Genomic DNA, 21,975 nt, shown 5'->3' with positions numbered 1-21,975 from the left:
TTCTGATAAAGCTCCACTCTCTTCATCCTTCCACCTCCGCACAAAAGCGAAGGTCTAACAGGACTGGCCCTTTTTTATCCCGGTGCTCCGGTCCGGTCCGTGGCCCCTTTTATTCCCGGTGTTCTCAGCGGTAGAATGGCGACGGCTTAGCTCATGCGCGAAAAGGGCAGCATGATAATCAGTCGTCGCAAGCTGCCCTGCCACCATGCCCCTCATTCACTCTCTTCTCGATCCAGCTCTCGATATCAGCCCGCTTGAACCGCCATGATCCCCCAACCTTGAAACCCGGGAGCTTTCCCGCCGCTGTGAGTTTGTACGCCGTCTTCTCATTGATCTTGAGAAAATCAGCCACCTCCCGCATCGTGAGAATCTCGATTGGCATGACGTATCCCGCCGCAGATAATGGAGCTAGTAGTAGCGAAAATTGGAGAAAATCCGAGAACTTTTCCAACGTTTCCACATTCTTTTCGCGATCGATCTGCAGCGCGTCGATCTGGTCGTCTGGACCGACAAGCCTCAAGCTCAATTGAACAGTTTTGGTCAAGCGAACGAATTTGTCCTAGATCACCCGACCATCTGAGAATGTGTCTCTGAATCAGGACATTCCATTACCATTAACGTCGTCGAATGAAGCTCGGCACTCTTCTGCGAGGTAGCTGCTGACGCGTTGCGTCGTCTTCTGCCTAGGTCGACGCCCGTCACGAAGATCCTGAACAAACCGTGGGTCTCCGACGACCTGCCTACCAAACATGCTGGCCTTCGTACCGCTACGCGCCAAATAGACCTCAATCTGGTTCAGGAGCTCCATCGCCTTCGACTCGCTTTCTGCTTGTGTTCTTGTTATGTTCTTATTAGGAAGGCTTCCTAGAGTCTAGGATCGAATTTCCTAGACGGATGAGATAGGACACGCAGCGATGGAAGATGCACGCAAAGCACTGGACGATCTGATCCAGCAACGAGGCTGTAATTACTCCTCGATCTCCCGCCTTCTTGGACGCAACGCGGCCTACATCCAGCAATACATCCGCCGCGGCAGTCCCCGCCAACTGGACGAGCAGGACCGCTCCGTGCTCGCCCGCTTCTTCGGCGTAGACGAGAAGATCCTCGGTGCGCCCGAGCGGCGATCCGGCCCGGTCGTCGAACTGGTCCATGTCCCGGTGCTCGATGTCGAGGCATCGGCAGGGCACGGGGCTTTGGCCGAAATGGAATCCAAATGCGCCCAGTTCGGGTTCGACGAGAAGTGGCTGCGGCGTCTGACAGCGAGCAAAGCGACGAGCCTTTCGATCATCGCTGTGCATGGAGATTCGATGGAGCCAACGCTGCATGACGGCGATGAAGTCATGGTCGATCTCAATGATGGACAGTCGCGGCTTCGCGACGGGATCTATGTGCTGCGCATGGATGACATGCTCAGTGTCAAGCGGGTGGCAATCGAGCCGCAAGGCAAGCGGGTCTCGGTGCTCAGCGATAATCCGGCCTATCCCAGCTGGCGCGGCCTGGAAAAGCGGACGATCAATATCGTCGGCCGCGTGCTTTGGTTCGGCCGCGCGCTACGCTAGGTAGCTCGCCAATGCTTGCCCTCCTCGCTGCCTCGATCGTCGCCGCCGGCCAGACCTTTACCTGCACACCCACGCATGTCTGGGATGGCGATGGGCCCATATGGTGCGCTGAAGGCCCCCATGTCCGCATCGCCGGGATTGCAGCGCGCGAAATGGACGGAACATGCCGGACCAACCAGCCCTGCCCCGACGCGTCGGCCACCGAAGCGCGTGACGCGCTCGTCGATCTTCTTGGCGGCCCTCGCGGGACCATCTCGACAGGGCATGTCGTGGTTCGTGGACCGAGATTGACGTGCCGGTCGGAAGGTTCGGCAGGCGGCAACCGGACGGCTGCCTGGTGCCGACTGCCGAACGGAGCCAATCTCTCCTGCGCGATGATCCAGACACGCACAGTGCTGCGTTGGGATCGCTACTGGAAAGGGCCTGCATGCCGCTAGGCCCGGAACTCTGTCTGACAGGCCGTCTTGCCGAAGGCCCCTTCGGACTTGAACTCCATTCGGGCGGCGGGGTGTGGGAGCTCGACACCGGGCGTGGAGCACGCCGGTTGCTCGGATGCGAAGTGGAAGTCTGCGGACGCCGCGCCGGGTTCAACGAGCTCATCTGCGATCAGATCTGGCCAGCAGGACAACCCCGCCCTCCTCGTTCCAAATTCAATATTGAACTTCTCTTGGCGTGCATTGTCGTGGGCTACGGTTTGATCGCGTTCTTCCTCGGCCTTGTTGGACGTCTCGGCTGATGTTGAGCGATTGGGAACTCTGGGCTTGTGCCAACCAGGTCCTGAAAACCCATGGTGAGAATGCACCGCTTCATGTCGCCGAGCAGATCGGTGCGCTCGCGCTGGCACAGGACGAGGCGGGCATCGCCACCTGGAAAGCCATCGCCAAACGCGTGGCAGAGCTGATGGGAAAGGATCGCCCGACGCGCCTGCAATAAGCCAGTATTACCTCGGCCACATCTCAATGCTGGTCAGCCCATCGGCGAGAGATCGCCTGGAAAGAGAGTGGGCTGCGAGCTCCTGCCGGCATTCCCCTCGCCTTCGATCTCCAAACCCTGCATCCGCTCGACCAGATGGCGCGCGAGATCGACACGAGAATTGCGCTGGGTTCGCGGGTCGTCAGCGCCGAGCCCGACAAGCGTCGCTTCGGACGCGATGGCAATCGCGACTTCGATATGCGTAAACAGGATTTCATCGGCGATTCGGGTCATGGCCGCAATGAGAACAAAAACAGAACTCATAGTCAACCGGTGGCATATGGACCCATGCGGATAGACGCTGCGTCAGATCCCGATTTCGAAGGGCTTGGTGATCGAGCGATCGAGTTCGGGCGGCACGCGAGCCGGTTCTTGCGAACGATCGGGCGCCTTGCCCTTAGCATGGCCCGTTGCTGCCGCATCGCGCAGCTGATTGACCGTTTCGAGCGCCGAGCGTTTCATTCCCGGATTGCGCTCAACGGCTGCTTCGAGCTTGCCCGCATTGTCGACAAACAGGGTCAGACCATCGCGCAGACGGGTTATCGTCACGAGGAATGTCTGTTGGTTCGCAAGATTGCGTTCGCGGCTATCCATGACGGCAATCCCGCGGTCGGAGGTCAGACCCTGCGCCATGTGCGCATTGAGCGCGTAGGCGAGATCAAGACGCTCGAGCATGGGGTCGCCCAGCCCCAGCAGGTGTTCGGCGCCAAGCGACGTTTTCACCGTGACACCCTTCGCATCAACCGCCACGATGCGCGCCTGATCGGCGTTGAGCAGGCCGCGCTTGTGATCGGTCGCCGTCCAGCGAATGCGATCGCCATCGTGGATTTCGAGTGGGCGAACCTCAAACAGGCGCAGGGGATCCTGCTCACCCTGCGGTCGTATCTGGCCCGGCCGGAATTCAAAGCGCTTGCCCCGCTCGTTCTGCAGCATCACGCGTTCGCGGGTGGGATCGGTTTCGATCACTTCATAGCGGCCCTTCTGCAGCCCCTGCCCCCTTTGCCGGCGGTCGGCTTCGAGCACCATGCCGGCCGCATAGCTGCGCGAACAGCGCATTTCCTCACGCGTCAGATTGATGCGCGACAGGACATTCAGCTGCAAAGAACCCGGTCCCAATTCGCCATTGGCTTTGAGCCCGATCTGGACGGCGTCGTTCACCTGTCCGCGCAAGTTGCGACCCGAAGCATAGATCGCGGTCACCTCCCGCTCAGCAGGCGAAAGCGATAGCCAGGCCGCCGCAGCATCAATGGCGGCTGTATTACCTGACGCGACCACATGCCGACCAAGATGTCGCAAAGCCTCATCGATAAGTCCGCCCTGCGCTGCATATTGGGCATCGCGCAGCGCCCTATCGCGTGCGCGCAGATTGGTGTTCATGATCGCGGTTTCGACGCCTGCCTTCTGCATGACGTCGAAGGGTTTGCCGGCATCGACGGCGCCCAATTGCTTCCTGTCCCCAATGCTGGCGAAGCGGTCGAGCTGGAGCAGATTGGCGAGGCGCACGAGCTTTTCCTTGTCGGCATTGCCGACCATCGAGGCTTCGTCGAGTAGCACCGTGGTACCGCGCAGAGACGCGCGAACCTCGGCAAGCCTCGCCTGGTCTGCTCCTTCCAGAAGGCCCTGATGTTGGCGTAGAAAGCGGGCGACCGTCATCGAGGAAATGCCGGTGTCACGTTCAAGCATCTGCACGAGCGTGTTCTGGACTGCGAGCCCGAGCACGGACCTGCCTTCCTCGCGCAAGATGTCCGCCACAGGTTTGAGGACGGTACTCTTGCCGGCGCCAGCTACGCCTTGAATAGCGACAATCCGGTTATGCGAAGCAAGAAGCAGGCGCCCTGCCCCCTCCTGCCCAGGGTTCAAGGTCAGGCCATATTTGAGCTGAGAGAGCGCCTGTAGCCGCTCTCCGGCCACATCAGCTTCGACCACCGCCGTCCCATGTCCCCGGCCACCTTCGACGGCCGCAATGATGCGCTGCTCGAGCCCGATTGCATCGCGGGTTGTGACAAGATTGCGATCTGCACCCTTGCCTTTTTGCAGGTGGCCCTGGCGCAGCAATTGATCGACGCGGTGTTCGATATCGGCAAGAGTTGTGGGCAAGGCGAAGCCTAGCGCTGAGCGATATATCTCGGTCCGCGAGAAGGCCGCCTCGCGCTCGCCCAAGTGCCTGATCGCCGATGCGACCGCATGAACGGCCGCGATCTGCTCGGGCGTCCGGCGCCCCATGTCGCGAGGCACAAGCGGGTCGCCCTGACGTAGCCCCAGACGCTCCGCAAATGTCGCAGCCAAAAGGCGCGCGCGCTGGCCGATCGATCGTACTGAATTTCCAATTCCGGAGACGGAGCCAATGTCGGTGGCGGCCCATGCATTGGCCTGTGAAATGACAAGCCTCGGATCAAAGCCCAACTGTGCTGCTGCCTCGCGCCATTGGTTCACGAGAGCCTGGCGGTCTGCCACCGGCCCTTTGTCCGCCCGGGTCATCAGATTGGCCGCATTGCGAGCCGCGATGCCCTTGCCTTCCATCGTCGAAAGCTTGTCGAGGATCTCGGCACGGCGCGAACTGAAGGCATCACGAACGGGTTTGGGAACGCCCACCGCTTCGAAATTGCCATGCTTGCCGTATTCCCCAACCTGGTAGCCGAGCTTTTCTACGGCCAAGCGGAAGCGCGCCATGGTCATGGCATTGAGCAGCGTGTTGTGCTCCCAAACCTTGTCATTTCTCAGCGCTCGCCATTTGCCATCGGGCCCCTGGGTTACATTGGCAACCACGGCGTGAAAGTGCACGTTGGGCTCCTGATTGCGGTTCGTATCGTGCTGGAAAAGCCCGATCACGAGATTACGCGTCGCGACCACCCGTTCCTTGCCTCGGACCTCCATGCGGGTTTCGGCGAGATTCTTCTCAGCCCAAGCCAGAGTCTCGCGGACGGCAGCGCCATAGGCATCGAGGATACGCCTGTCGCCGCCGACAAGGGCAAGGATGGACCAGCTCTTGGGCATCGAGAATGTGAGGTCGGTGCCGGCGCGATGCGCCCTGTTGTCGCTCCCGACACGGCTGCCATCGGGCAGTATGCCCTTGAGCACGGCCTCGAACTGCGAGGCTTCGATAACGCCTCGCAGTCCAAACGTCTCCGCGCCTTTGCCAAGCCATTCACCAAATCTCTCGGCATCGGCACGGGTATAGTAATTGTCGGCGGCAAAGTAGTTGGCAGCGCCGCCGGCGGTACGGACATTGGCTACAGAGAGCATCAGGTCTCACTCCGCCAGGCGACGTCTGCCTCGTGCGTCACAGTTCAAAATCGCCGAGATCGGGACCCTCGTGCGAAGGCTGATCCTGCTCGGGAGCGCCGTCTTCGAGCATGAGCTTGCGGGCTTCTGCCTCTCGCTGGCGCTGGGCTGTCCGATCGACGGCTTGCGGCTTGTCCGAGGGCGGATTGGCCCGCGGCAAGTCGCTTCGGCGTCCCTCCTTCACGCTATTCGGTGGATCCTTCTCATCGGGATGATCGCCTTTGCGGAGCGCCGCACTCGTTGGCAGCAACGGAAGGGAATTGTGCGGCGTTGCGTTGTGCGCTTCGGGCGGCGATTTTCGCCGATGACCAGACTTGCCTGACTGCTTCCTGGGCTCGTCGGGAATGTCCTTTTCTGCCCGTTTCGTCGCCTGGTGGCGTGATCCCTTGGCATCCGCCTCGACTACCGGCTCTAGCGGAAGGGTACCTTGCTTTGGGACGACAGGCTTGCCTGCTCCGTCGTCGTTCGACGAGGGATGTTCGCTCTGATTTGCTGGCGGATTGGTATCTGTCACGCCGCCTTTACTCTTGCCTTCGACTTGCCGGATCGGCTGTCGATCCTTGGCCCGACCGACGAAAACATGTGCAATTCTTTCCCGGTCTATCGGCTTCAGACGCACCGGCGCTGCAGGAAAGCCGTCGGGGAATTTGATGAAGCCTGACAGGCGCGGCAGGTTCATCAACTGGTCGGGCAGCAGCAAAGGCTCGATATGCTTGCGCGGCGTCAGGCTGACGGCGTCGCGAGCATTGTTGTAGCCATAGGTGTAGCCCTCTTCCATGTCGCGAACCTGGCGATGACCGATGAAGTCGGAACACCAGGTAGCTGTCTCGCGGTCTGCCGTACCGAGGATCAATTTGGTCCGGGCAAGCGATGCAAGCGTCATCGCCATGTTCTCACCGTAGACCTCCTTGAGCTTGGCGTAGGCATGGATGCCGGTGACGATTGCGCCGCCGAAATTGCGCGCTGTCTGCAGGCCTTTCTCGAGAGCGGGGAGCCGGTGAAGCGCGCCCAGCTCGTCGATGAAGAACCAGCATTTGAGGTCCTTGGTGCGAGGCATCGTCATCAGCGTGTTCATCGCCGTATCGAGCCACAGCGTGAGCAGCTGCGCGCACACGCTCATGTCGACGTAGCGCGCGGAGATGAAGACCATCGAGCCACTTCTTTTGGCGTTAGTGCCTTCGTCGTCATGGGCGCCCTCCTCGATCCAGTCGCGGACCGAAAAGCGGCGCCCGGAAGTGGGCAGGAGCTTCAGCGCCTTGGCGTTCACGTTGAACACTGCCCGGATCGATTCCGCCATGCGCGCGGCTTCAGGAGCAGTCAGGGGATCAGCGATCGTGCCTCGCATCATTGCGTGGACCCGCGAGAGATCAGCGGTCATCAGTTCGCGGGCAAGCGCAGCATTGGAGCCCCGCCCTTCGGCCAACAGCTTGAGGCAGAACTCGACGAATAGGGCACGCGCCGCGATAACCCAGAACTGCGCCTCCCCGCCCCCGTCATGGGGTACGAGGGCTTCCGCTGCCGCCCAGAATTCACCTTCGGTGCGGCATTCGTCGAAGAGGCTCCATTGGGGACAGCGCGCGTCTAGCGGGTTCAGAATGATGTCCCGGTCGGCCTGGTAGAAGTGTTCGATGAATGCGCCGGTTAGGTCGAATACGACGCAGCGCTGTCCCTTGGCGCGGGCTTCGGCAATCATGTCCGACATGGCGACTGTCTTGCCCATGCCGGTGGTCCCGATGAGCATGGCGTGGCTCTGTTCGAGCCGCCAGGGATAGACAACCGTTGCAAGATGCGAGGGCCGGTATGGAAATGCCGCGGACAGTTCCTTGGGCGAACACAGATGCCATTTCCAACCCATGGCGCTCGAAAGCTCTCGGGCGCGCTCGCGCTGGTTGTGCCCGCGCAGCTCATCGACCAGTTCCGGTAGTGTCACGAGCATGGCCCCGCGCTCATGCTTGCGCTCTTTCGAGCGACTGCCGAAGCGCGCTGCGAACCAGTAGAACAACACGAAGGCCGGCACGAGAAGCAAGGCCGAACGCACCAGAGCATCGCCCAGCAAGTCGAGCAGATGATCCCAAGCACGGATCACCGGCGGATAGGCATCGAGCATGATGATGGGGAGCTGGACGGTTCCTCCAAACCCCGTTTCGAGTGCGACCTGTTTCGCCGGATCGAACTCCATGAATCCGTAGATCGCAGCATAAGTTCGCATCCAGACGAGGTAGGCTTCGTGATCGCTCAGCCCTGCCGAAATGGTCCACCAGCTAGTCCAGGAAATGCCGATGGCGGCGATGATCAGCGGCCCCTTGAGGCCTGCTGCAAACATGAAGCTGAAGTGCCCGAGCAGCTGACTTCCGCGCGTGAAGTTCACGAGGTTACGCTTCATCGGAACCTCCCTCGCCGGCATTTGCGGTGAGCCCCAGCTCCTTGCATTTGCGCGCGTAGGCTTGATGGGCTCGCTCACGCAGACCATGATCGGCATGTCCTGCGAGAAGGGCATCGACGCCGACCATTGTGAACACCGATTGGCGGCTGACGCGGTCCAGCGATGCCTCGAGCTTGGATGCAAGATCGTCGTTTTCGCATGCCTGCGAAAGCAGCGACCGGATCCATTCGCTGACGCTTATATCGCGCCGCTTTGCTGCAGTACGAACCCGCTCAGCGAGCTCGACGGTGACATGTACCTGAAGAGATTTTGGCCGTGTCATGCACGGACTCCTTGTGGTCAGGAGCCCGGAACGCACTGCGAAAGGCGGTTATTGTCTAAATCAGAAACGAGAACATGTCAAGAACATGCGAGATGCGCAGGAATGCGCCCTTTCTGGCTGCCTTCAATCAAATTCGATTGGCGAATTGGCGACCATTCATTTCTGATTGAGAAGCAGCCATTTTTGCAAGAATCCATCAACACACTGTATTTACTCTCTTTTGTACTGACTACCGCCTGCGATTTATCGCGTACGGTGTGCTCTTCCGTCCCCAGCTTAGAGGGTAGGGTCCAGTGTCATGACCAGCACGGGATCGGCGGTTTTGAAGTCCCAAAACCAAAGGATGAATACCATGCCGCTCGATTGCCGATTGTGTTAAAGATCGATCGAGTCCGCCGGCAGGAAGAATGGTGTTGCGGGCACCCCACCAGGAGCATGGCTATGGCGGATGTAACACTGAGCGCGACGCCCAAAGGCAACGGATTCCAGGCAACCGTGACCTATTCGAGCGGCGTGTCGATCAGTTCAGCGGAAGCCTTTCCGACGAAGGCCGAGGCCATTTCAGCAGCGGCCATGAAGGTGCTCGACATGCCCGATCGGCTGGAGGAATTCGATGTGTCGGACGCCGAGGACTGATGCTGCAGGGAATGCTCGCGCGAAACCCAGGGGAGGGACGATACGGGACCCGAGCAAAAAGAAAGGAGGAAGCCCTGACGGACTTCCTCCTCGTGTGTGGCATCAGATTTCATCGCTCAGCTTTCCGGGCACTGTGTCGATGACCCGGTCCAGCATGGCCTTGGGCAGTGCGCCGTAATCGCCCTCATCGACCGCGATGTAACCTGCCTCACCATCGGTCAGGACATATTGGGTGAAGTAGCTGTGAAGGGACCGGGCATGAGCCTTGTCGAGTGCGGCAACGAAAGCTGCCTGATCTGCCTGGAATGAACCCTGCGCGATATTCAGTGAAACGTACATGATCTTTCCTCCTGATGTTCGATGCGTCGCATCAGGAGCTGCGAAGATGTGGGTGACGGGCCGGGTCAGGGACCGCGCATAGCGCGGCCGCGAAGCGGCGATGGGGGAAACGATTTTTGCCGGGCTTGCCCGGTAAAAATGGTGGGGCCCCGTCGTCCTTGACGCGGCCCCAAAGCCCGCATCACACTTGGTTTTTCTGCGAGAGAGACCTCTCCAACGTCAGCGTGAAAAGCACTGGCATCGCGGCAAAAACCGTTTTCCTACATCGCCCCATGTTGGCACTGTCGCACGTGGAGGGGACCAACGGCCTGCGAAAGGACAAACTCATGGCCAGGTCCAAACCGAGCGCGCGGAATGCGCTCAAGAAGCTGCGCGAGCAGCGCGAAGAACTCGATGCACAGGAGGCCAGGCTCCGCGAGGAAGCGGCAGGCGAACTGGGCAAGGTTCTTCTCGAATGCGGAGCCGAGACTATCGAACCTGCGCAACTGAAGCAGCTCATCCGCGCATCGCTCACCATCGGGATCGACGATGCTCTCAAAAGGCTCTCCCCCGCCTGACACTTCAACCGCGGCGGGGTGTGGGCTCGATGCCCCGCCCCGCCGCTTACGTCAGAGAACACAAAAAAGGCCCCGATGGCGCGAACCATCGGAGCCTTGTCGTTTGCGGGAGGCGCTCAGTCCTCATCGATGTCGGGCGCACCTTCATTGTTCGACGCTCGGCCCTTGGTGAGGAAGTCCACCTTGTCGGCGATGATCTCGCAGCCGTAGCGCTTGGTGCCGTCCTGGTCTTCCCACTGCGTATAGTGGATGCGCCCCTCAACCGTCACGAGCTGGCCCTTGGTGCAGTACTTGGCGACGTTCTGGCCGAGACCGTTGAAACAGGTCACGCGGTGGAATTCGCTGTCCTTGGCGGTGTAGCCGTTTTCGTCCTTGTAGGTCTTGCCGTCCTTGCGGGCGGGACGGTCGGTGACGACCGAGATCGAGGTGATGTTGGTGCCGCCCTGGGTGGTGCGGGCTTCGGGGTCGCGGGCGATGCGGCCAACGAGGATAACGAGATTGGTCATGGTCTTTCTCCTGATCGAGCATTCCGGGTCCATCCCGGCTGCAAACCCGACTAGGAAGCGGCCACGGCGAAGCGCACCGAAGGGAAACCTCGATCTGGTTCGGGTGGTGCGGGCAGCCGGGCGCAGCCCGGCAACTCGGCCGGACCTGATCGGGGTTGCGCGTCTCGACGGGGATGCTTCAGGAAAGGTTTGCTTACAGGCCGGGTTGGTCCCGAGTGCCTTGCAACAGGCCAAGCCATGACTTTTCGTATTATCGGGATGCGACGCACCCCCTGACCTCGCCTACCTTCTAAGGCGACATCATATCTCGACTACGGACGCTCCTCCCGAAGCGGACGAAAGACCCCCTGAAAACGCACCGCCAGCAGCAGTCTCAACAGTGCCAAGCGGTATAGGCTCGTCCAGACGGTGCCCCCGCAACATCCAGTCTTGGGGCGTGATTAGGCGCCCCCAATCCGCAAAGGAAGGAATCGTACCCAAGTCCTCGCGGACGTGCTGCTCGCCTACAAGGCGAACAGGCACGACACGGTTGTCGGCGTTGACGATGGTAGGCCCGAACAGCGTTTCGAGCATGAAAATGCCTTCGGCATGGTGCCGAAGGGCCCGGTGCCGCGGATCAGCAAAGATCGCCTTCGACTGGTCAAACCATTGGTGGAGCGGCAGGTAATCTTCCACCACCCCTCCCCATTTCCGGACTGACGATAGGGCGTGATAGTAGCAATGAGCCATCGCATCTCTCCTAGAGATCAGTCGAATGGTCGTCGGTCGCCGTGTAACGCAGCTGGCAGTCCAGAACGAAACTCGGCGTAGCCACGTCGATGACCAGTTCGCCGCAAGCACCATCATTGATTTCCCATCCGGGATGATGGCGTTCGAGAGCAAGGTAAGTCAGTTGCTCGAGGGCGGAATTGACGCTCTGGTCGTCGCCTTCTCCAGCACAGTCGATCGTCACTTCGGGACACGGAACACTCGCCCCGCCGGCGTCAGAGAAGACGCATTCTTCGACCGCACCGCTGTCGCCGCACCCATCGAAACGGATTTCTACGCGGGCAATTTCGGCATTGCGCAGCGGGGCAATGATAGCTGCCTTGAGCCGTTGGATTTCACTTTGCGCCTGCGCCGCGCGCTCGGCCTGGCGGACAGCAAAATCAGCCATGATAGCCTGAAAATCAGTCATCAGATTTCTCCTGCAATGTGGGGGCAAGGACAGATCGTCTTGCCCACGAGAACAGGCGAATTCTTTCCTCTAAAGGGCTGCGCCAGCGCCGATGGCGCTGGCGCGATGCCGGACGCATCAGTCGGTATCCTGAGCCGCGCGCTTGGGAGAAGTTCCAAGCGGACCGCGGCGATCGACGACGGTAATCCGACGGGATTTGGCTTCGATGACGAGGCGCTCCAGGACCCCGTTTCCGGGAAAGGCGACGACATAACGGGGGTCGAGCGAGAGCATACGCTCGTTGCGCTTGAAGCCTGCGCGCGCGCCCAGGCGCATGTCGAGGGAGAAGCTGATTTGCGGGATGTTGCGTCGTTCCGCCCAAGAAGATGCCAGACGGTCAACGCCCTTGGTATCACCGCCGTGGACAAGAACCATGTCAGGAACCCGGTCGTGAACCTTGTCCAGAGTAGCCCAGACGTTGTTGGCGAAAGTGAGAGCGTCCTGCTCGTTTGGATGGCGTGTGCGGCCACCGGCAAAGATCACCGGCGTACCTTCTGGCATGGCGGCGCGGCGCTTGGCTTCGGACCGGGCTCGGACGAACTCGCGGCCCTCCACAAGCGCGGAAGTCAGCATGGCGCTGTGATTGAAGCGCGAACTCGACACGGGCTTCCACGAGGAGCCAAACTCGTTGAGATAGAGGCCAGCGGCCACTTCGCGCATCTCTTCGAGAGCGAGCATAGCCCCTTCGGCACACTGCGCACGCTCAACCTGGGTCTCGAGTTCATGGGTGTGAATTTCGGATCCATCTGCAGTGGCGACGAGCGCTCGGACTTCGTCGGTTGCGCGGTCGACGGCGGTCGATTTGCGGGTCGCGGAACGGTGGAAGATGTTGACGAACGCCCAGCCGAGGTCCTCGGCATCGGCCTCCAGCGCAGTCCCCGTGACCATTGCAAAGAGATCGGACCAGACCGCTTCGAGAGTCTGGACGACCGCCTCGTGGACCGGAAAGTCATTGGTGGAAACAGGGGCAGGACCAATCGAAAAACCGGAAAGATCGAGGCCGGCAAGTTGGTCAGAAAATGATGAGTGCATGGGTATTGTCCTCCTGACTGGCGTGAGGCTGACGCACCCGCTCATGGCTGCGCCAGCGAGAGCCCGTCAGGGCCAGCTTGAGGCAGTCTCCGCACCCGACAGGGGAAACCCGCTTGGGCAGGCTGGCGCGGGCAGGCCAATGGCCCACAGGGCCGGGCCAACTCGGGCCTGCGCAAGCCGGGTTGCGGCAGACTGGCGGCTGGCCCAGGGCCTTTCTCGCATGGCTTCAGGCCATGAGTGCAAAAGCAAGTTTCGTCAGGGAGGACAGGCACCTCGCCACGATCAAAGTGACTGGCGCATTCAGGCCACTCGTTTTGCGTAGACGCCCTCACCGTTCGACATGTGACCGAAGCAGACGAAGTCGCCGAACAACGCTTCAAAGCGCGAGGCGATCTGGGACAGCCAGCGCTGTGCTCTGGGCGATCTGGCCGTGCGCCAATCGGCATCCCAATAGGCGCCATCGTCACGCTCGACAATCCACACCGCTACCAGGCCGGCGTAAACCGACACGCCGAAATCTGCATAGGCATTGCGCATGAGGATGCGGTCTTCGCGGCTCCGCCAACCGTCGTGGGCGATCAGGGAAGGGAATACCTGCCCTGCGCGCTCGCGCAGATCTTCGCGGAGCCACTCATATTCGAAGTCCCAGTCGTCGTCTTCTTCAACTTCGAGCACGGTGAAGGCCACAACGGCCCCGCTGGGGCAACTGACTGATCGGCCCATGACACCCTCCTTCAGGCAGCCAATGCAGCGTCGGCAGACGCTTCGTCGGCATCATCGGCAGAGGCACGTCCTCCGAGTTTGAGCAGAAGCCTTGATGCTTCCTCCGCCTTTGCGGCAGCGGTGAGAATGGCACGGTCATCCTGCTTCAGGAGCTTGAGCCAGTGCTCGATATAGCTCGCATGGCTATCCAAGTGTGTGACTGGCAGACCGAGTTCAGCGCCAAGCATAGCGCTCGAAAGTTCGGCAATGAGTTCCTCGGCAGCGTAAGCTGCAGAACCAAAGCGATTCTTGAGATTACGGTCGAGGCGGCTGGCATGGCCGGTCCAATGCGACAGCTCGTGCGCGAGCGTCGCGTAATAGTGGTCGAAGCCCGAGAAGAGATGCGCGGGCGGCATTGTCACCCGGTCAGCTACCGGCTCATAATAGGCTTCGTCGCCCTGATGACGCAGGACGGCCGGAATATTGGCAAAGAATGAGTCGAGTTCAGCCTGACGGCCCTCGGGTTCCACCACCTCAAGCGTCGCGGCGGGATGGAAACGTTCCGGAAGACCTTCGACCTGATCGGCATTGAAAACCGGATAGGCCTTCAACACGCGACGACTTTCGTCAGTTTTTTCGCCGGTGTCGGGGGCTTCGACTTCCTTGGTGTAGCTCTTGTAGAATATGGCGATGGTGGATTTTTCGCCCTTGCGCACCTGTGCGCCCAGTTCTTTGGCCTGATTGTAGGTCATCCAGAACGGCGAGGCGTAACCGCACATATCGGCAACCATCCAGAGCCAGAATACATTCATGCCGCGATAAGGGACGCCGCACGCCCGCAATGGACGCGAGACTGGCACACCGCGCCATGGCTTGATCCACGGCTTCGTGCCGGACTCGAGGCGGGCGATGATTTCTTGGGTGATACGGGTAGCAGGCGACACTCCGCCCCTTTGTCCCTTGCGATAGGCCATGTTGGATCTCCTGAAATGGCCTGACGACAGTTCTGTCGGTCAGTGCCGGAGATCCCGGAGCCCCCTCCGCTCTCTTTCCATGAAGGAAGCGGCCCCCCGGCATGGGCCGGAGGACCGCTTCACGGTGGCGAGCAGCCGTTCCTGTCAGGAGGAGGTCAGGCAGCCAGCTCGCTCGGGGGCTGATTGTCGTCGTTGGCGACGAAATCCGCGTCGGGACTTTGCGCTTCGTTATCGGCAGGAATTTCCGGCAGGTCGGCAAAGCGCATGACCTCGGGCACCCAGGCGAGGGCCCTTTCCCGAACTTCGACCTCGGAGATGTAGGTCCCCGCAAAGACGCGCTCGGTGCTCATCGCGAGATCGCCCTTTTTCACCGATGCGAAGCGCGAGGACAGTTCCAGGCCGCCGACATCGGTGAGCGCATCAAGGATGACCTGCTTCGAGACGCGGTCGAAGTAGTTTGCCGCGGTCGGACGCCACCATTGCGCCATGTCGATGCCGATCGTGCTGCCCAGATGATCCTGGAACGTGATCTGACGTTCGCCTGCCATGTTGAGGCTCGCCTCGAGTGTGCGAGCGACGACGAAGCCGAGCCATGCTGCGCGACTTTCATCAGCGAGTGCCCGAAACATCTTGAAGCGCGACGAAGCATCTTCGCCAGATCGCCAGCTCTCATCGAGACCCGAGCGCAGGTCCGCAAGAGATGCGCTAGCTGGCGCATCCTTCGCTTCGAACCCGACAATCGGACCCGCAGGGACGCCGCCACGCAGGGTCGTGGCCGCGCGCGACCGCCAGTCGTGGGTGTCGGCATCCGCGAGGGTGAAGACCATGATGTCAAGCGAAAGGCCGGGATCCGAGGCCACGTGGAGCGCGAGCACGTCACGTCGTTGCATCGCAAGTTCGTCGACCAAGCGCTTGGAAAGCGCTGCACGGCGTTTGCCATCACCGCCGACACTCGCAACGACTTCGACGACATCTTCGTCACCAACGACTTCGATGTCGCGCTCGCCATAGAACACCGGCTGGAGAACCGGTGTGCCGTCGCGCGAGAGAACGAGGATCATTCCGGCATCGGCCTTCAGTTCGGGTGCCAGCTCCGGGGGCTTTGCCCGAATGTCCTGGCATTCGCGCTCGATCGCTTGGATCGTCGCCTCGGCCGCAGCAATTGCTTCTTCGGCGCTGCCTTCGTCTTCAAGAATGGCCGCATGCTCGTCGTACGAGGCATCGAGCTCATCAAGGCGGGCCAGTTCGGCGTCAGTCAACGGAGCCGGCTCGGCTGGAAGTCGAATGAGGCCTTCGACGAGATCGTGACTGGCATAGGCGTCAAGCGTCGGCTTGACCCAGGCAAGACCCTGCTCTGCTGCGAGCGCCTTGGCGCGCTTTTCCATCTCTTCCGCGGCGAGCGTTTCGAGAAGCGCGACATCGACCCAGGACTCGCTGTCATCGTCGTCGAAGAGTTCGCGTTCGATCCGGCCACCTGCAGCGATATAGGCTTCGCGACCGACAAGACGGGCCCGAGCATCGCTGCCGCGAACCGTGCCGGAGAGCACCATGCGCCGGATACTGTCGGCGCTGGGCGCATAATAGCCCGAAGACGCCTGTTCATAGACGCGAGCCTGAATTTCTTGGTCGGAGGTCGCGCCGAAAGCTTTGGCGAGATCGAGAGTGATTTCACCAGATGCCAGTGCGTCGAAGACGATAGGCGCGAGGCTCGCGAGACGAAGACGGCCTTCGACGAAGCGGACCGTCAGCCCGAAACGGCGCGCGACATCCTCGGTCGAGGCACCTGCAGCGATCAGGGCAGCGAACGCCTGCGCTTCGTCGGCTGGGTTCATCGCAAGGCGATGGAAGTTTTCGGCTAGGCTCGTTTCGACTGCGATTTCCGCATCGTCCTCAAGCACGAGGCAGGTAACCTCGTAGCCCTTCGGCAGGACTTTCTCTTCGGCAAGTGCCAGCAAGGCGCATCGGCGGCGCTCTCCGGCTTCGACCTCGAATTTGCCACGAGCCGCAGGCCGAACGATGAGGTTCTGCAACAACCCATGGGCTGCAATGCTCGCTTTCAGTTCGGAATCTGCAGCTGGATCACCGTGATGGCGGACGTTGCGAGGGGACTGGACCAACTTGGTCAGCGGGATCGACTTGATCATGGGACTTACTCCTGATTGCGAGCTCAAGCATCGACCTTCGACGCTCATTCGGCTCAAACAGAGGCAAGCGCCCTTCCCTCTCAATGACTGACGGTGGGCCGGCTTCCGGCCTGCCCGGTTCAGGACACAAGACTTAGGAAAGTATACATTCGGCCCAAACAATGGGTGGGTCCGCAATCGCCGACATAGCCGGCGGGCGCCCCCAAGATTGGGCAGTTCTGAAGCTGCAGCGAGATGTGATCCCGCCTGCCGGATACGGGTCACCGGATGCATCCTTTGGGATGTCTTCAAGCAGCAAACGATAGATTAGAGCAGTGGATAAATACCTCCGGGACTCAACCGCCAAAAATGCATAGAATATGGCAGTTTGACTGCAACCGGTCGCTACTTCTGGGGGATGACCTGTCTGACATCACGGTCGATGATTTGAATGCCGCACTCACCGGTGACCCGGAGGCCCTCGAAGTTCACCTCGAACTCGTCGAGCGCGACGTCGTTCTCGACGGGCATCTCGTAAAAATTCACTGCCATTGCCTGACCGTCGACGCCAATGGCCGCGTAGAACCCCATCGGCTTGCCGAGTTTATGCGAAATGCGGTGACCACCTACGCAATACCTCGGGCAAGAATGGCCGCAGCCAAGGCGCGGGACGAAAATTACAAGAGCGGTGAGGCTGTTGCAGCGTTGCACGAAGAGGCCAAGCGGTCGTTCACGGATCTCGCGCGAACCGGCGAAGGCGGTGAGATGCTGCTCTTTCTGCTGGCCGAGCGCTTTTTGAAGCTGCCGCAAATCCTCTGCAAGATGGACCTGAAGACGGATACCAGACAGCACTATCATGGCGCTGATGGTGTATATGCGGGGGTGACGGACGACGGAATTTTGAAGCTTTTTTGGGGTGAATCCAAGGTATACAAAGACGTCAGCGAAGGGATCAAAGATTGCTTCGCTTCAATTGCCCCCTTCCTAATCGAGCCGGACCACGAAGGTGCCGAGCGCGAAAAGGACTTGATCCTTCTGAGCGACAAAGCCGACCTGTCTGACCCGACTGTCACGGCCGCGCTCCGGCAGTATTTTAACAAGGACTCAAAGCAGTCAAAGCGCGTCAAATACTGCGGAATCGCGCTGATCGGGTTTGATGCAGCCTTCTATCCTAGCGACGGCGTCAAGGCGGTGGCGGAGGAAATTACAAAAGCCGCCAAGACTGAGCTCGAAAACCTGAAGACGCGGATTGGAACGCGACTGACTGCCGAAAAGCTGGATCAAATTGAGATCGAGGTGCTTTGCATCCCTCTGCCTTCAGCGGATGGGTTCCGGAAGGCATTCCTCAAAGCGATGGGGCTCACTGAATGAGCCTCGAAGAGTTGACCAAGTGGCTGGTGAACGAGGGCATCAAAGACGATGTAGCTGTCCTAACCCGTCGCACCGTTAGGACTGAGCTGGACCATCTTGAGCCTGAACCCGCGGAAGACCCCGATATCGACTGGCATCGGCTCTTGTTTGCCGGAAGTATCCTGGCTCGATCCGAAATCCGACAGCATCAGGAGATCGCGCTGCGAATTGCGACCGGTGCCGTCACGCTGGCAGATTCACAGCCCGTGAAAGATGCCGGGGCGGTCCTGCTTGATAAGCTATCCAATTTCCGCACGGTGGCCCTCGCGAACAATCGCGAATTGCTGGAGACGGACTTGGAGGGCCGCTTAGGTCTGGGACTGCGAATGGAAGCCCAGCGCCGAAAGTTGGATCATTCTGTTCTCATGGAATCCAGCGGAAACTGGTTGCAAGTCAACGATTTCCAGCAGCGGTTTTGGGATAGCGCCACGAAAAACACATGGTTATCGGCGTCCGCCCCTACAGCTTCCGGCAAGACGTTCCTCGTCTTGCAGTGGCTGATCAATCATATGCGCTCGGCTGAAACGCGCGTCTCGGTCTATCTCGCACCGACGAGGGCACTGGTTTCGGAAATCGAGACGAACTTGACCTTGCTGCTGGGCAGAGGCGCAGAAATTGAGGTTTCATCCCTCCCGCTCCGGGAGAAATATGATGCCGCGTACGAGGGGGGAAACAAACTCATCCTCGTGTTCACGCAGGAGCGGCTTCACCTTCTTGCCAACGTACTCGGCGATGACGTCCACGTCGATTTGCTGGTCGTCGATGAAGCTCACAAGATTGGCGACAACCAGCGGGGCGTCATTCTGCAGGATGCTATCGAACGGCTCGAGCGCACTAACCCCAACCTGAAGGCCGTGTTCATCAGCCCTGCGACGCAAAATCCTGAAGAATTACTGGCGGACGCTCCAAGTGCGGCAGACGTAGATTTCGTTGACAGCGACTCGCCGACCGTCATTCAAAACCTGATCGTCGCTGAGCAGGTTCCTCGTAAACCAAAACGATGGAAGCTTTCGATACGCCAAGGCGTCATTTCTGAGCAGATCGGTGTGTTGGAGCTTAGCAGCTCACCAGGCACATTGAGCAAGAAGCTGGCCTTCATAGCGGCGGCAGTCGGGGAGCGCGGCGGCACCTTGGTATATGCCAATCGTGCAGGCGACGCCGAAGATATCGCCGACCTGATTTCCCAATTGATCCCTCCGGTCGATTGTACAGACAAGGAGTTGGTCGAACTTGCCGATCTGGCAAAAAAGGGCGTCCATCCCAATTTTTCTCTAGCATCTCTCGTTCTTAAGGGCGTGGCGTTTCATTACGGCAACATGCCATCCCTGATACGTCAGGAGGTGGAGCGCCTATTTCGTAGCGGGAAAATTCGCTTTTTGGTTTGCACTTCGACGTTGATCGAAGGCGTGAACCTGTCGTGCCGCACGATTGTCGTTCGTGGCCCAAGAAAAGGCATTGGGCATCCGATGGAGCCTCATGATTTCTGGAATCTCGCGGGACGAGCTGGCCGATGGGGTAACGAGTTTCAGGGAAACATCGTTTGCATCGATCCGGACGACACCACCGCCTGGCCCAACGGCGTCCCCATACGATCCCGTTATCCAATCAAGCGCGAAAGCGACGCCGTTCTTGAGACGGGTGACGGCATGGCCGACTATCTTGAAAGGAGGGCAGATACGCCACTGTCAGAGCTGCCTGATGTTGGTCAATTCGAACAGGTTGGTGCATACCTTCTGGCGACTTACCTCCGCTTGGGTTCGATCGAGCAGGCGGGATTCGCGAAGCGTCATAATCCCGCAACCATCGCGAAGATCGACGCGCAACTTGCCGCTTTGGCGGACACGATCGAGATCGGTTCTAACATCGCCGAACGTCACCCGGGCGTGAGCGCGCTGGGACTCCAGTCACTGCTGAATGCTTTTCGAAGCTACCAAAAGGATGTCGAAAACCTGATCCCCGCTCCGGTCGAGAGCCAAGACAGTTATGATCGGTTCGTTACGATAATGCGCAGAATCAACGAGCACCTATATCCGGCTTTCATGCCTGACAGTCTGATCCCGCTCTATGTCGTCATCGTCGTGCAATGGCTTAAGGGCCTTTCGCTCGCAGCGATGATAAGGAAGAATATCGAGTATCACCATACGCATGGACGGTCTTACGTCCTGCCCACGCTGATCCGGCAAACGATGGAGCTTGTCGAACAGGTCGCCCGATTCAGAGCTCCAAAATATTTGTCAGCATACATGGACATTCTCCACCTCCATCTCCGCGAGATTGGCCGCGAGGACCTGATCGACGACTACCTGGATATCGGGACACAGCTCGAATTTGGCGTTTCGACGCGCACTCTCCTGTCATTGATGGAACTGGGCCTGTCTCGCATGAGCGCGGTAAGCCTCTACGAGAAGATTGCCAGGGACGACCTCACTAAAGAAGGATGTATGCAATGGGCACTAGAGCGCGACGCCCAGTTTGAGACAATGGACATCCCAGCTATCATCATTCGTGAAATTCGTGAGAAGCTATTGGCCGATGATAAAGATAGCCAAGACACCTTGAGTTCTTGACGTAGGAGGTTGCAAATGCCTGCCAAGCCGTTCGATTTAGGTGATCTGCATTTCGACAAGAAGGGCGACGCCGTCGCTTATTTGAACACGATGCTTCACAAGTACGACGTTGGCGACAAAGTCAGTGCAGAAGATGCAAAGGTGTTGATGGCTGCGTTAGCCCGCCATCCCGAAGGTGACGAAAAAATCGGAAGCGGTGTCGCCGGGTTCAGCGTCCGGACCGCCGACTTCAATACCAAATGTTTCTGGGTGAATCGGACGGATGGCAGCACCATGAAGTTCGCGCATCGGGCCTGCGTCTACGGAAAAGTTCGGCCTGGTTGATTGCTGAACTGGCCGAACAAGCAAGCGACGGGAGCAAGGAGTCAGCCTTTTTTGAAATCTTCGATGCCTTACCGTCACGACCCAACACGGACCTGGTATTTGGAGCCGAGCTGCGCGGCGAGCGCCGCCGCCTGATCCTTCTCGGAAAACGCTCCTGCGAGATGCCACAAGCGCTCGGCCAAGATATTTTCGATGCGTGCATTCGGGAACATGCCCAGAGTAATCAAATGACTGAAATTAAATCGTAAAGTTACAAAGACCGAAGCACCAAAACCTTGGGGCTGGAGCGTCATTCTACGCAGTAGCCACCACTCGAAACACCGCCCCTGTACCAGCGTCTCGAACCAGATCGACACCTGTTCCGTCCCAGTGGTAATCGAGGTGACGTCCCTGAGTGGGGTCGGATACACAATCCGGGTAGAACAAGCCGACACACTCACCACCCGGATGCCGGATGCTCGGATAGACAAGACCTTCGGCCCCGCCCCCTTTGAGTTCAACAGCGAGGGCTTGCGATGCAGCATAGTTGTCGGGATCAAGCGCGGAATCGCCTGCCGCAAGGCACCTAAGATCGTGAAGATCGGCGCTTACCGAAAGGATGATCTCACGGAACTGTGAGGTCCAGCCTGGCGCTTCTACAGTGCGAGCCATGAAACGGGCATGGTGATGGATTGTCTCGAACAGCGCAGTTTCGAATGCATCCCCCGCGTATAGGACGCCGTAGGTCCCATCGGTGAAGCGACTTGGCCGGTCAGTGCTGACATGCGTGAACGGGGCCATCAGATAGGATGCGCCGTTGCCCCCTACCCGGCGGTCAGCAGGTACCAGATCGAGATTGCCGATCGTCGCCATAATGCGGGGATTGGTTTTTTGCTCGGCGGAGATCAGCAGCGGCCAATCTGCAGGGTCTGAGATGTCTTCGAACAGGTCAATCGGTGGAAAGGCTGTCAACCGGCGCGCAAAACTGACCCCCTATCGGCGCCCAATATTGACCCCACCTTTCGGCAGCGCGGCGGTTATCCCGGTAGTCGATAGGAGGGGCCCACGGACGACGACGCGCACCGTCAGGTG

General features: G+C 59.6%; 25 protein-coding genes. 10 read left to right on the top strand and 15 right to left on the bottom strand.

Translation table 11 applies throughout. From position 1 onward, the window contains the following. Window positions 1–178: 178 nt before the first annotated feature. Window positions 179–544 carry a helix-turn-helix domain-containing protein gene (locus C2R25_RS21005; protein ID WP_233203967.1) on the bottom strand — a complete coding sequence of 122 codons (366 nt, stop codon included), beginning with the start codon at window positions 542–544 and terminating at the stop codon, window positions 179–181. A 370-nt stretch (window positions 545–914) separates the two neighbouring features. Between C2R25_RS21005 and C2R25_RS12735 the strand changes: the two genes are divergently transcribed. The 4 genes from C2R25_RS12735 to C2R25_RS12720 are packed head-to-tail and all read left to right on the top strand — an operon-like array spanning window position 915 to window position 2,492. Then, window positions 915–1,559 (top strand): S24 family peptidase, encoded by a 645-nt coding sequence (locus tag C2R25_RS12735; RefSeq protein ID WP_007011047.1) that lies wholly within the window; start codon window positions 915–917, stop codon window positions 1,557–1,559. Window positions 1,560–1,570: 11 nt separating this feature from the next. Further along, the gene (locus C2R25_RS12730) at window positions 1,571–1,996 is read left to right on the top strand and encodes a thermonuclease family protein (RefSeq protein ID WP_103729569.1); all 426 of its coding nucleotides are present in this window, start codon (window positions 1,571–1,573) and stop codon (window positions 1,994–1,996) included. Next, window positions 1,987–2,295 (top strand): DUF5818 domain-containing protein, encoded by a 309-nt coding sequence (locus C2R25_RS20730; protein ID WP_199183828.1) that lies wholly within the window; start codon window positions 1,987–1,989, stop codon window positions 2,293–2,295. The genes C2R25_RS12730 and C2R25_RS20730 overlap by 10 nt, the downstream gene beginning before the upstream one ends. Next, window positions 2,295–2,492, top strand: a complete 198-nt coding sequence (locus C2R25_RS12720) for a hypothetical protein (protein ID WP_103729568.1) — start codon at window positions 2,295–2,297, stop codon at window positions 2,490–2,492. The genes C2R25_RS20730 and C2R25_RS12720 overlap by 1 nt, the downstream gene beginning before the upstream one ends. 33 nt (window positions 2,493–2,525) lie before the next feature. Here C2R25_RS12720 and C2R25_RS12715 read toward each other — a convergent pair whose 3' ends face one another. The 4 genes from C2R25_RS12715 to C2R25_RS12700 all read right to left on the bottom strand — a co-directional run bounded on the left by C2R25_RS12715 (window position 2,526) and on the right by C2R25_RS12700 (window position 8,518). Continuing rightward, on the bottom strand, window positions 2,526–2,765 hold the full coding sequence (locus C2R25_RS12715; RefSeq protein WP_103729567.1) for a hypothetical protein: 240 nt from the start codon (window positions 2,763–2,765) through the stop codon (window positions 2,526–2,528). 72 nt (window positions 2,766–2,837) lie between these two features. Continuing rightward, window positions 2,838–5,774, bottom strand: a complete 2,937-nt coding sequence (gene mobF, locus C2R25_RS12710) for a MobF family relaxase (protein ID WP_103729566.1) — start codon at window positions 5,772–5,774, stop codon at window positions 2,838–2,840. Window positions 5,775–5,811: 37 nt separating this feature from the next. Then, window positions 5,812–8,196 carry a type IV secretion system DNA-binding domain-containing protein gene (locus C2R25_RS12705; RefSeq protein ID WP_103729565.1) on the bottom strand — a complete coding sequence of 795 codons (2,385 nt, stop codon included), beginning with the start codon at window positions 8,194–8,196 and terminating at the stop codon, window positions 5,812–5,814. After that, window positions 8,186–8,518: a ribbon-helix-helix protein, CopG family gene (locus C2R25_RS12700; protein ID WP_103729564.1), complete on the bottom strand. Its 333-nt coding sequence runs from the start codon at window positions 8,516–8,518 to the stop codon at window positions 8,186–8,188. Before C2R25_RS12700 ends, C2R25_RS12705 begins: the two co-directional genes overlap by 11 nt. Window positions 8,519–8,959: 441 nt before the next feature. Here C2R25_RS12700 and C2R25_RS12695 point away from each other — a divergent pair, with 441 nt between their 5' ends. Beyond that, entirely contained in the window at window positions 8,960–9,154 is a 195-nt protein-coding gene (locus C2R25_RS12695) for a hypothetical protein (RefSeq protein ID WP_103729563.1), read from the top strand. 102 nt (window positions 9,155–9,256) lie between these two features. On the opposite strand, the gene C2R25_RS12690 is transcribed toward C2R25_RS12695, so the two are convergent. Next, complete coding sequence (locus C2R25_RS12690) at window positions 9,257–9,493, bottom strand: hypothetical protein (protein WP_103729562.1); 237 nt, start codon at window positions 9,491–9,493, stop codon at window positions 9,257–9,259. Between the two features lie 326 nt (window positions 9,494–9,819). On the opposite strand from C2R25_RS12690, the gene C2R25_RS12685 reads away from it, so the two are divergent. Then, window positions 9,820–10,050, top strand: a complete 231-nt coding sequence (locus C2R25_RS12685; RefSeq protein ID WP_038577042.1) for a DUF6437 family protein — start codon at window positions 9,820–9,822, stop codon at window positions 10,048–10,050. A gap of 116 nt (window positions 10,051–10,166) precedes the next feature. Here the strand turns inward: C2R25_RS12685 and C2R25_RS12680 are convergent, their stop codons facing one another. The 8 genes from C2R25_RS12680 to C2R25_RS20990 all read right to left on the bottom strand — a co-directional run bounded on the left by C2R25_RS12680 (window position 10,167) and on the right by C2R25_RS20990 (window position 17,194). After that, window positions 10,167–10,556, bottom strand: a complete 390-nt coding sequence (locus tag C2R25_RS12680) for a single-stranded DNA-binding protein (RefSeq protein WP_103729561.1) — start codon at window positions 10,554–10,556, stop codon at window positions 10,167–10,169. A 300-nt stretch (window positions 10,557–10,856) separates the two neighbouring features. Further along, window positions 10,857–11,285 (bottom strand): hypothetical protein, encoded by a 429-nt coding sequence (locus tag C2R25_RS20995; protein WP_103729560.1) that lies wholly within the window; start codon window positions 11,283–11,285, stop codon window positions 10,857–10,859. A 10-nt stretch (window positions 11,286–11,295) separates the two neighbouring features. Then, window positions 11,296–11,733, bottom strand: a complete 438-nt coding sequence (locus C2R25_RS12670) for a DUF6878 family protein (protein ID WP_103729559.1) — start codon at window positions 11,731–11,733, stop codon at window positions 11,296–11,298. A gap of 117 nt (window positions 11,734–11,850) precedes the next feature. Continuing rightward, the gene (locus tag C2R25_RS12665) at window positions 11,851–12,804 is read right to left on the bottom strand and encodes a DUF2493 domain-containing protein (protein ID WP_098108455.1); all 954 of its coding nucleotides are present in this window, start codon (window positions 12,802–12,804) and stop codon (window positions 11,851–11,853) included. Window positions 12,805–13,104: 300 nt separating this feature from the next. Continuing rightward, window positions 13,105–13,527, bottom strand: a complete 423-nt coding sequence (locus C2R25_RS12660; RefSeq protein WP_103729558.1) for a hypothetical protein — start codon at window positions 13,525–13,527, stop codon at window positions 13,105–13,107. A gap of 11 nt (window positions 13,528–13,538) precedes the next feature. Next, complete coding sequence (locus C2R25_RS12655) at window positions 13,539–14,480, bottom strand: ArdC family protein (protein WP_103729557.1); 942 nt, start codon at window positions 14,478–14,480, stop codon at window positions 13,539–13,541. Between the two features lie 155 nt (window positions 14,481–14,635). Next, the gene (locus tag C2R25_RS12650; RefSeq protein ID WP_103729556.1) at window positions 14,636–16,624 is read right to left on the bottom strand and encodes a ParB/RepB/Spo0J family partition protein; all 1,989 of its coding nucleotides are present in this window, start codon (window positions 16,622–16,624) and stop codon (window positions 14,636–14,638) included. A 384-nt stretch (window positions 16,625–17,008) separates the two neighbouring features. Then, window positions 17,009–17,194 (bottom strand): hypothetical protein, encoded by a 186-nt coding sequence (locus C2R25_RS20990; RefSeq protein WP_233203966.1) that lies wholly within the window; start codon window positions 17,192–17,194, stop codon window positions 17,009–17,011. Between C2R25_RS20990 and C2R25_RS12645 the strand changes: the two genes are divergently transcribed. From C2R25_RS12645 to C2R25_RS20985, 4 genes are read left to right on the top strand one after another with little or no spacing between them, the layout of a single operon-like run. Continuing rightward, window positions 17,144–17,974 (top strand): DUF1837 domain-containing protein, encoded by an 831-nt coding sequence (locus C2R25_RS12645; RefSeq protein WP_255400459.1) that lies wholly within the window; start codon window positions 17,144–17,146, stop codon window positions 17,972–17,974. The genes C2R25_RS20990 and C2R25_RS12645 overlap by 51 nt on opposite strands. Beyond that, window positions 17,971–20,580 carry a DEAD/DEAH box helicase gene (locus tag C2R25_RS12640; protein ID WP_103729554.1) on the top strand — a complete coding sequence of 870 codons (2,610 nt, stop codon included), beginning with the start codon at window positions 17,971–17,973 and terminating at the stop codon, window positions 20,578–20,580. Before C2R25_RS12645 ends, C2R25_RS12640 begins: the two co-directional genes overlap by 4 nt. A gap of 15 nt (window positions 20,581–20,595) precedes the next feature. Then, on the top strand, window positions 20,596–20,904 hold the full coding sequence (locus C2R25_RS12635) for a DCL family protein (RefSeq protein ID WP_103729553.1): 309 nt from the start codon (window positions 20,596–20,598) through the stop codon (window positions 20,902–20,904). Next, complete coding sequence (locus C2R25_RS20985; protein ID WP_146049663.1) at window positions 20,901–21,152, top strand: hypothetical protein; 252 nt, start codon at window positions 20,901–20,903, stop codon at window positions 21,150–21,152. The genes C2R25_RS12635 and C2R25_RS20985 overlap by 4 nt, the downstream gene beginning before the upstream one ends. Before the next feature lie 46 nt (window positions 21,153–21,198). Here C2R25_RS20985 and C2R25_RS12630 read toward each other — a convergent pair whose 3' ends face one another. Next, window positions 21,199–21,855, bottom strand: a complete 657-nt coding sequence (locus C2R25_RS12630) for an RES family NAD+ phosphorylase (RefSeq protein WP_233203963.1) — start codon at window positions 21,853–21,855, stop codon at window positions 21,199–21,201. Between the last annotated feature and the right edge of the window lie 120 nt (window positions 21,856–21,975).

The sequence above is a fragment of the Novosphingobium sp. HII-3 genome, from assembly GCF_002916655.1.
Classification (GTDB): Bacteria; Pseudomonadota; Alphaproteobacteria; order Sphingomonadales; family Sphingomonadaceae; genus Novosphingobium; species Novosphingobium panipatense.
Note: the sequence above shows the minus strand (reverse complement) of the source record. Positions and strands in the feature narration are given on the sequence as shown.

What these genes read in the sequence shown, in the direction of transcription:
- C2R25_RS20995 (WP_103729560.1), bottom strand. Translation starts at nt 11,285, where the DNA reads ATGGCTCATTGCTACTATCACGCCCTATCGTCAGTCCGGAAATGGGGA.
- C2R25_RS20990 (WP_233203966.1), bottom strand. Translation starts at nt 17,194, where the DNA reads ATGGGGTTCTACGCGGCCATTGGCGTCGACGGTCAGGCAATGGCAGTG.
- C2R25_RS12705 (WP_103729565.1), bottom strand. Translation starts at nt 8,196, where the DNA reads ATGAAGCGTAACCTCGTGAACTTCACGCGCGGAAGTCAGCTGCTCGGG.
- C2R25_RS12700 (WP_103729564.1), bottom strand. Translation starts at nt 8,518, where the DNA reads ATGACACGGCCAAAATCTCTTCAGGTACATGTCACCGTCGAGCTCGCT.
- C2R25_RS12685 (WP_038577042.1), top strand. Translation starts at nt 9,820, where the DNA reads ATGGCCAGGTCCAAACCGAGCGCGCGGAATGCGCTCAAGAAGCTGCGC.
- C2R25_RS12650 (WP_103729556.1), bottom strand. Translation starts at nt 16,624, where the DNA reads ATGATCAAGTCGATCCCGCTGACCAAGTTGGTCCAGTCCCCTCGCAAC.
- C2R25_RS12695 (WP_103729563.1), top strand. Translation starts at nt 8,960, where the DNA reads ATGGCGGATGTAACACTGAGCGCGACGCCCAAAGGCAACGGATTCCAG.
- C2R25_RS12735 (WP_007011047.1), top strand. Translation starts at nt 915, where the DNA reads ATGGAAGATGCACGCAAAGCACTGGACGATCTGATCCAGCAACGAGGC.
- C2R25_RS12665 (WP_098108455.1), bottom strand. Translation starts at nt 12,804, where the DNA reads ATGCACTCATCATTTTCTGACCAACTTGCCGGCCTCGATCTTTCCGGT.
- C2R25_RS12660 (WP_103729558.1), bottom strand. Translation starts at nt 13,527, where the DNA reads ATGGGCCGATCAGTCAGTTGCCCCAGCGGGGCCGTTGTGGCCTTCACC.
- mobF (WP_103729566.1), bottom strand. Translation starts at nt 5,774, where the DNA reads ATGCTCTCTGTAGCCAATGTCCGTACCGCCGGCGGCGCTGCCAACTAC.
- C2R25_RS12670 (WP_103729559.1), bottom strand. Translation starts at nt 11,733, where the DNA reads ATGACTGATTTTCAGGCTATCATGGCTGATTTTGCTGTCCGCCAGGCC.
- C2R25_RS12720 (WP_103729568.1), top strand. Translation starts at nt 2,295, where the DNA reads ATGTTGAGCGATTGGGAACTCTGGGCTTGTGCCAACCAGGTCCTGAAA.
- C2R25_RS12715 (WP_103729567.1), bottom strand. Translation starts at nt 2,765, where the DNA reads ATGACCCGAATCGCCGATGAAATCCTGTTTACGCATATCGAAGTCGCG.
- C2R25_RS20730 (WP_199183828.1), top strand. Translation starts at nt 1,987, where the DNA reads ATGCCGCTAGGCCCGGAACTCTGTCTGACAGGCCGTCTTGCCGAAGGC.
- C2R25_RS12690 (WP_103729562.1), bottom strand. Translation starts at nt 9,493, where the DNA reads ATGTACGTTTCACTGAATATCGCGCAGGGTTCATTCCAGGCAGATCAG.
- C2R25_RS12680 (WP_103729561.1), bottom strand. Translation starts at nt 10,556, where the DNA reads ATGACCAATCTCGTTATCCTCGTTGGCCGCATCGCCCGCGACCCCGAA.
- C2R25_RS12655 (WP_103729557.1), bottom strand. Translation starts at nt 14,480, where the DNA reads ATGGCCTATCGCAAGGGACAAAGGGGCGGAGTGTCGCCTGCTACCCGT.
- C2R25_RS12635 (WP_103729553.1), top strand. Translation starts at nt 20,596, where the DNA reads ATGCCTGCCAAGCCGTTCGATTTAGGTGATCTGCATTTCGACAAGAAG.
- C2R25_RS12640 (WP_103729554.1), top strand. Translation starts at nt 17,971, where the DNA reads ATGAGCCTCGAAGAGTTGACCAAGTGGCTGGTGAACGAGGGCATCAAA.
- C2R25_RS12730 (WP_103729569.1), top strand. Translation starts at nt 1,571, where the DNA reads ATGCTTGCCCTCCTCGCTGCCTCGATCGTCGCCGCCGGCCAGACCTTT.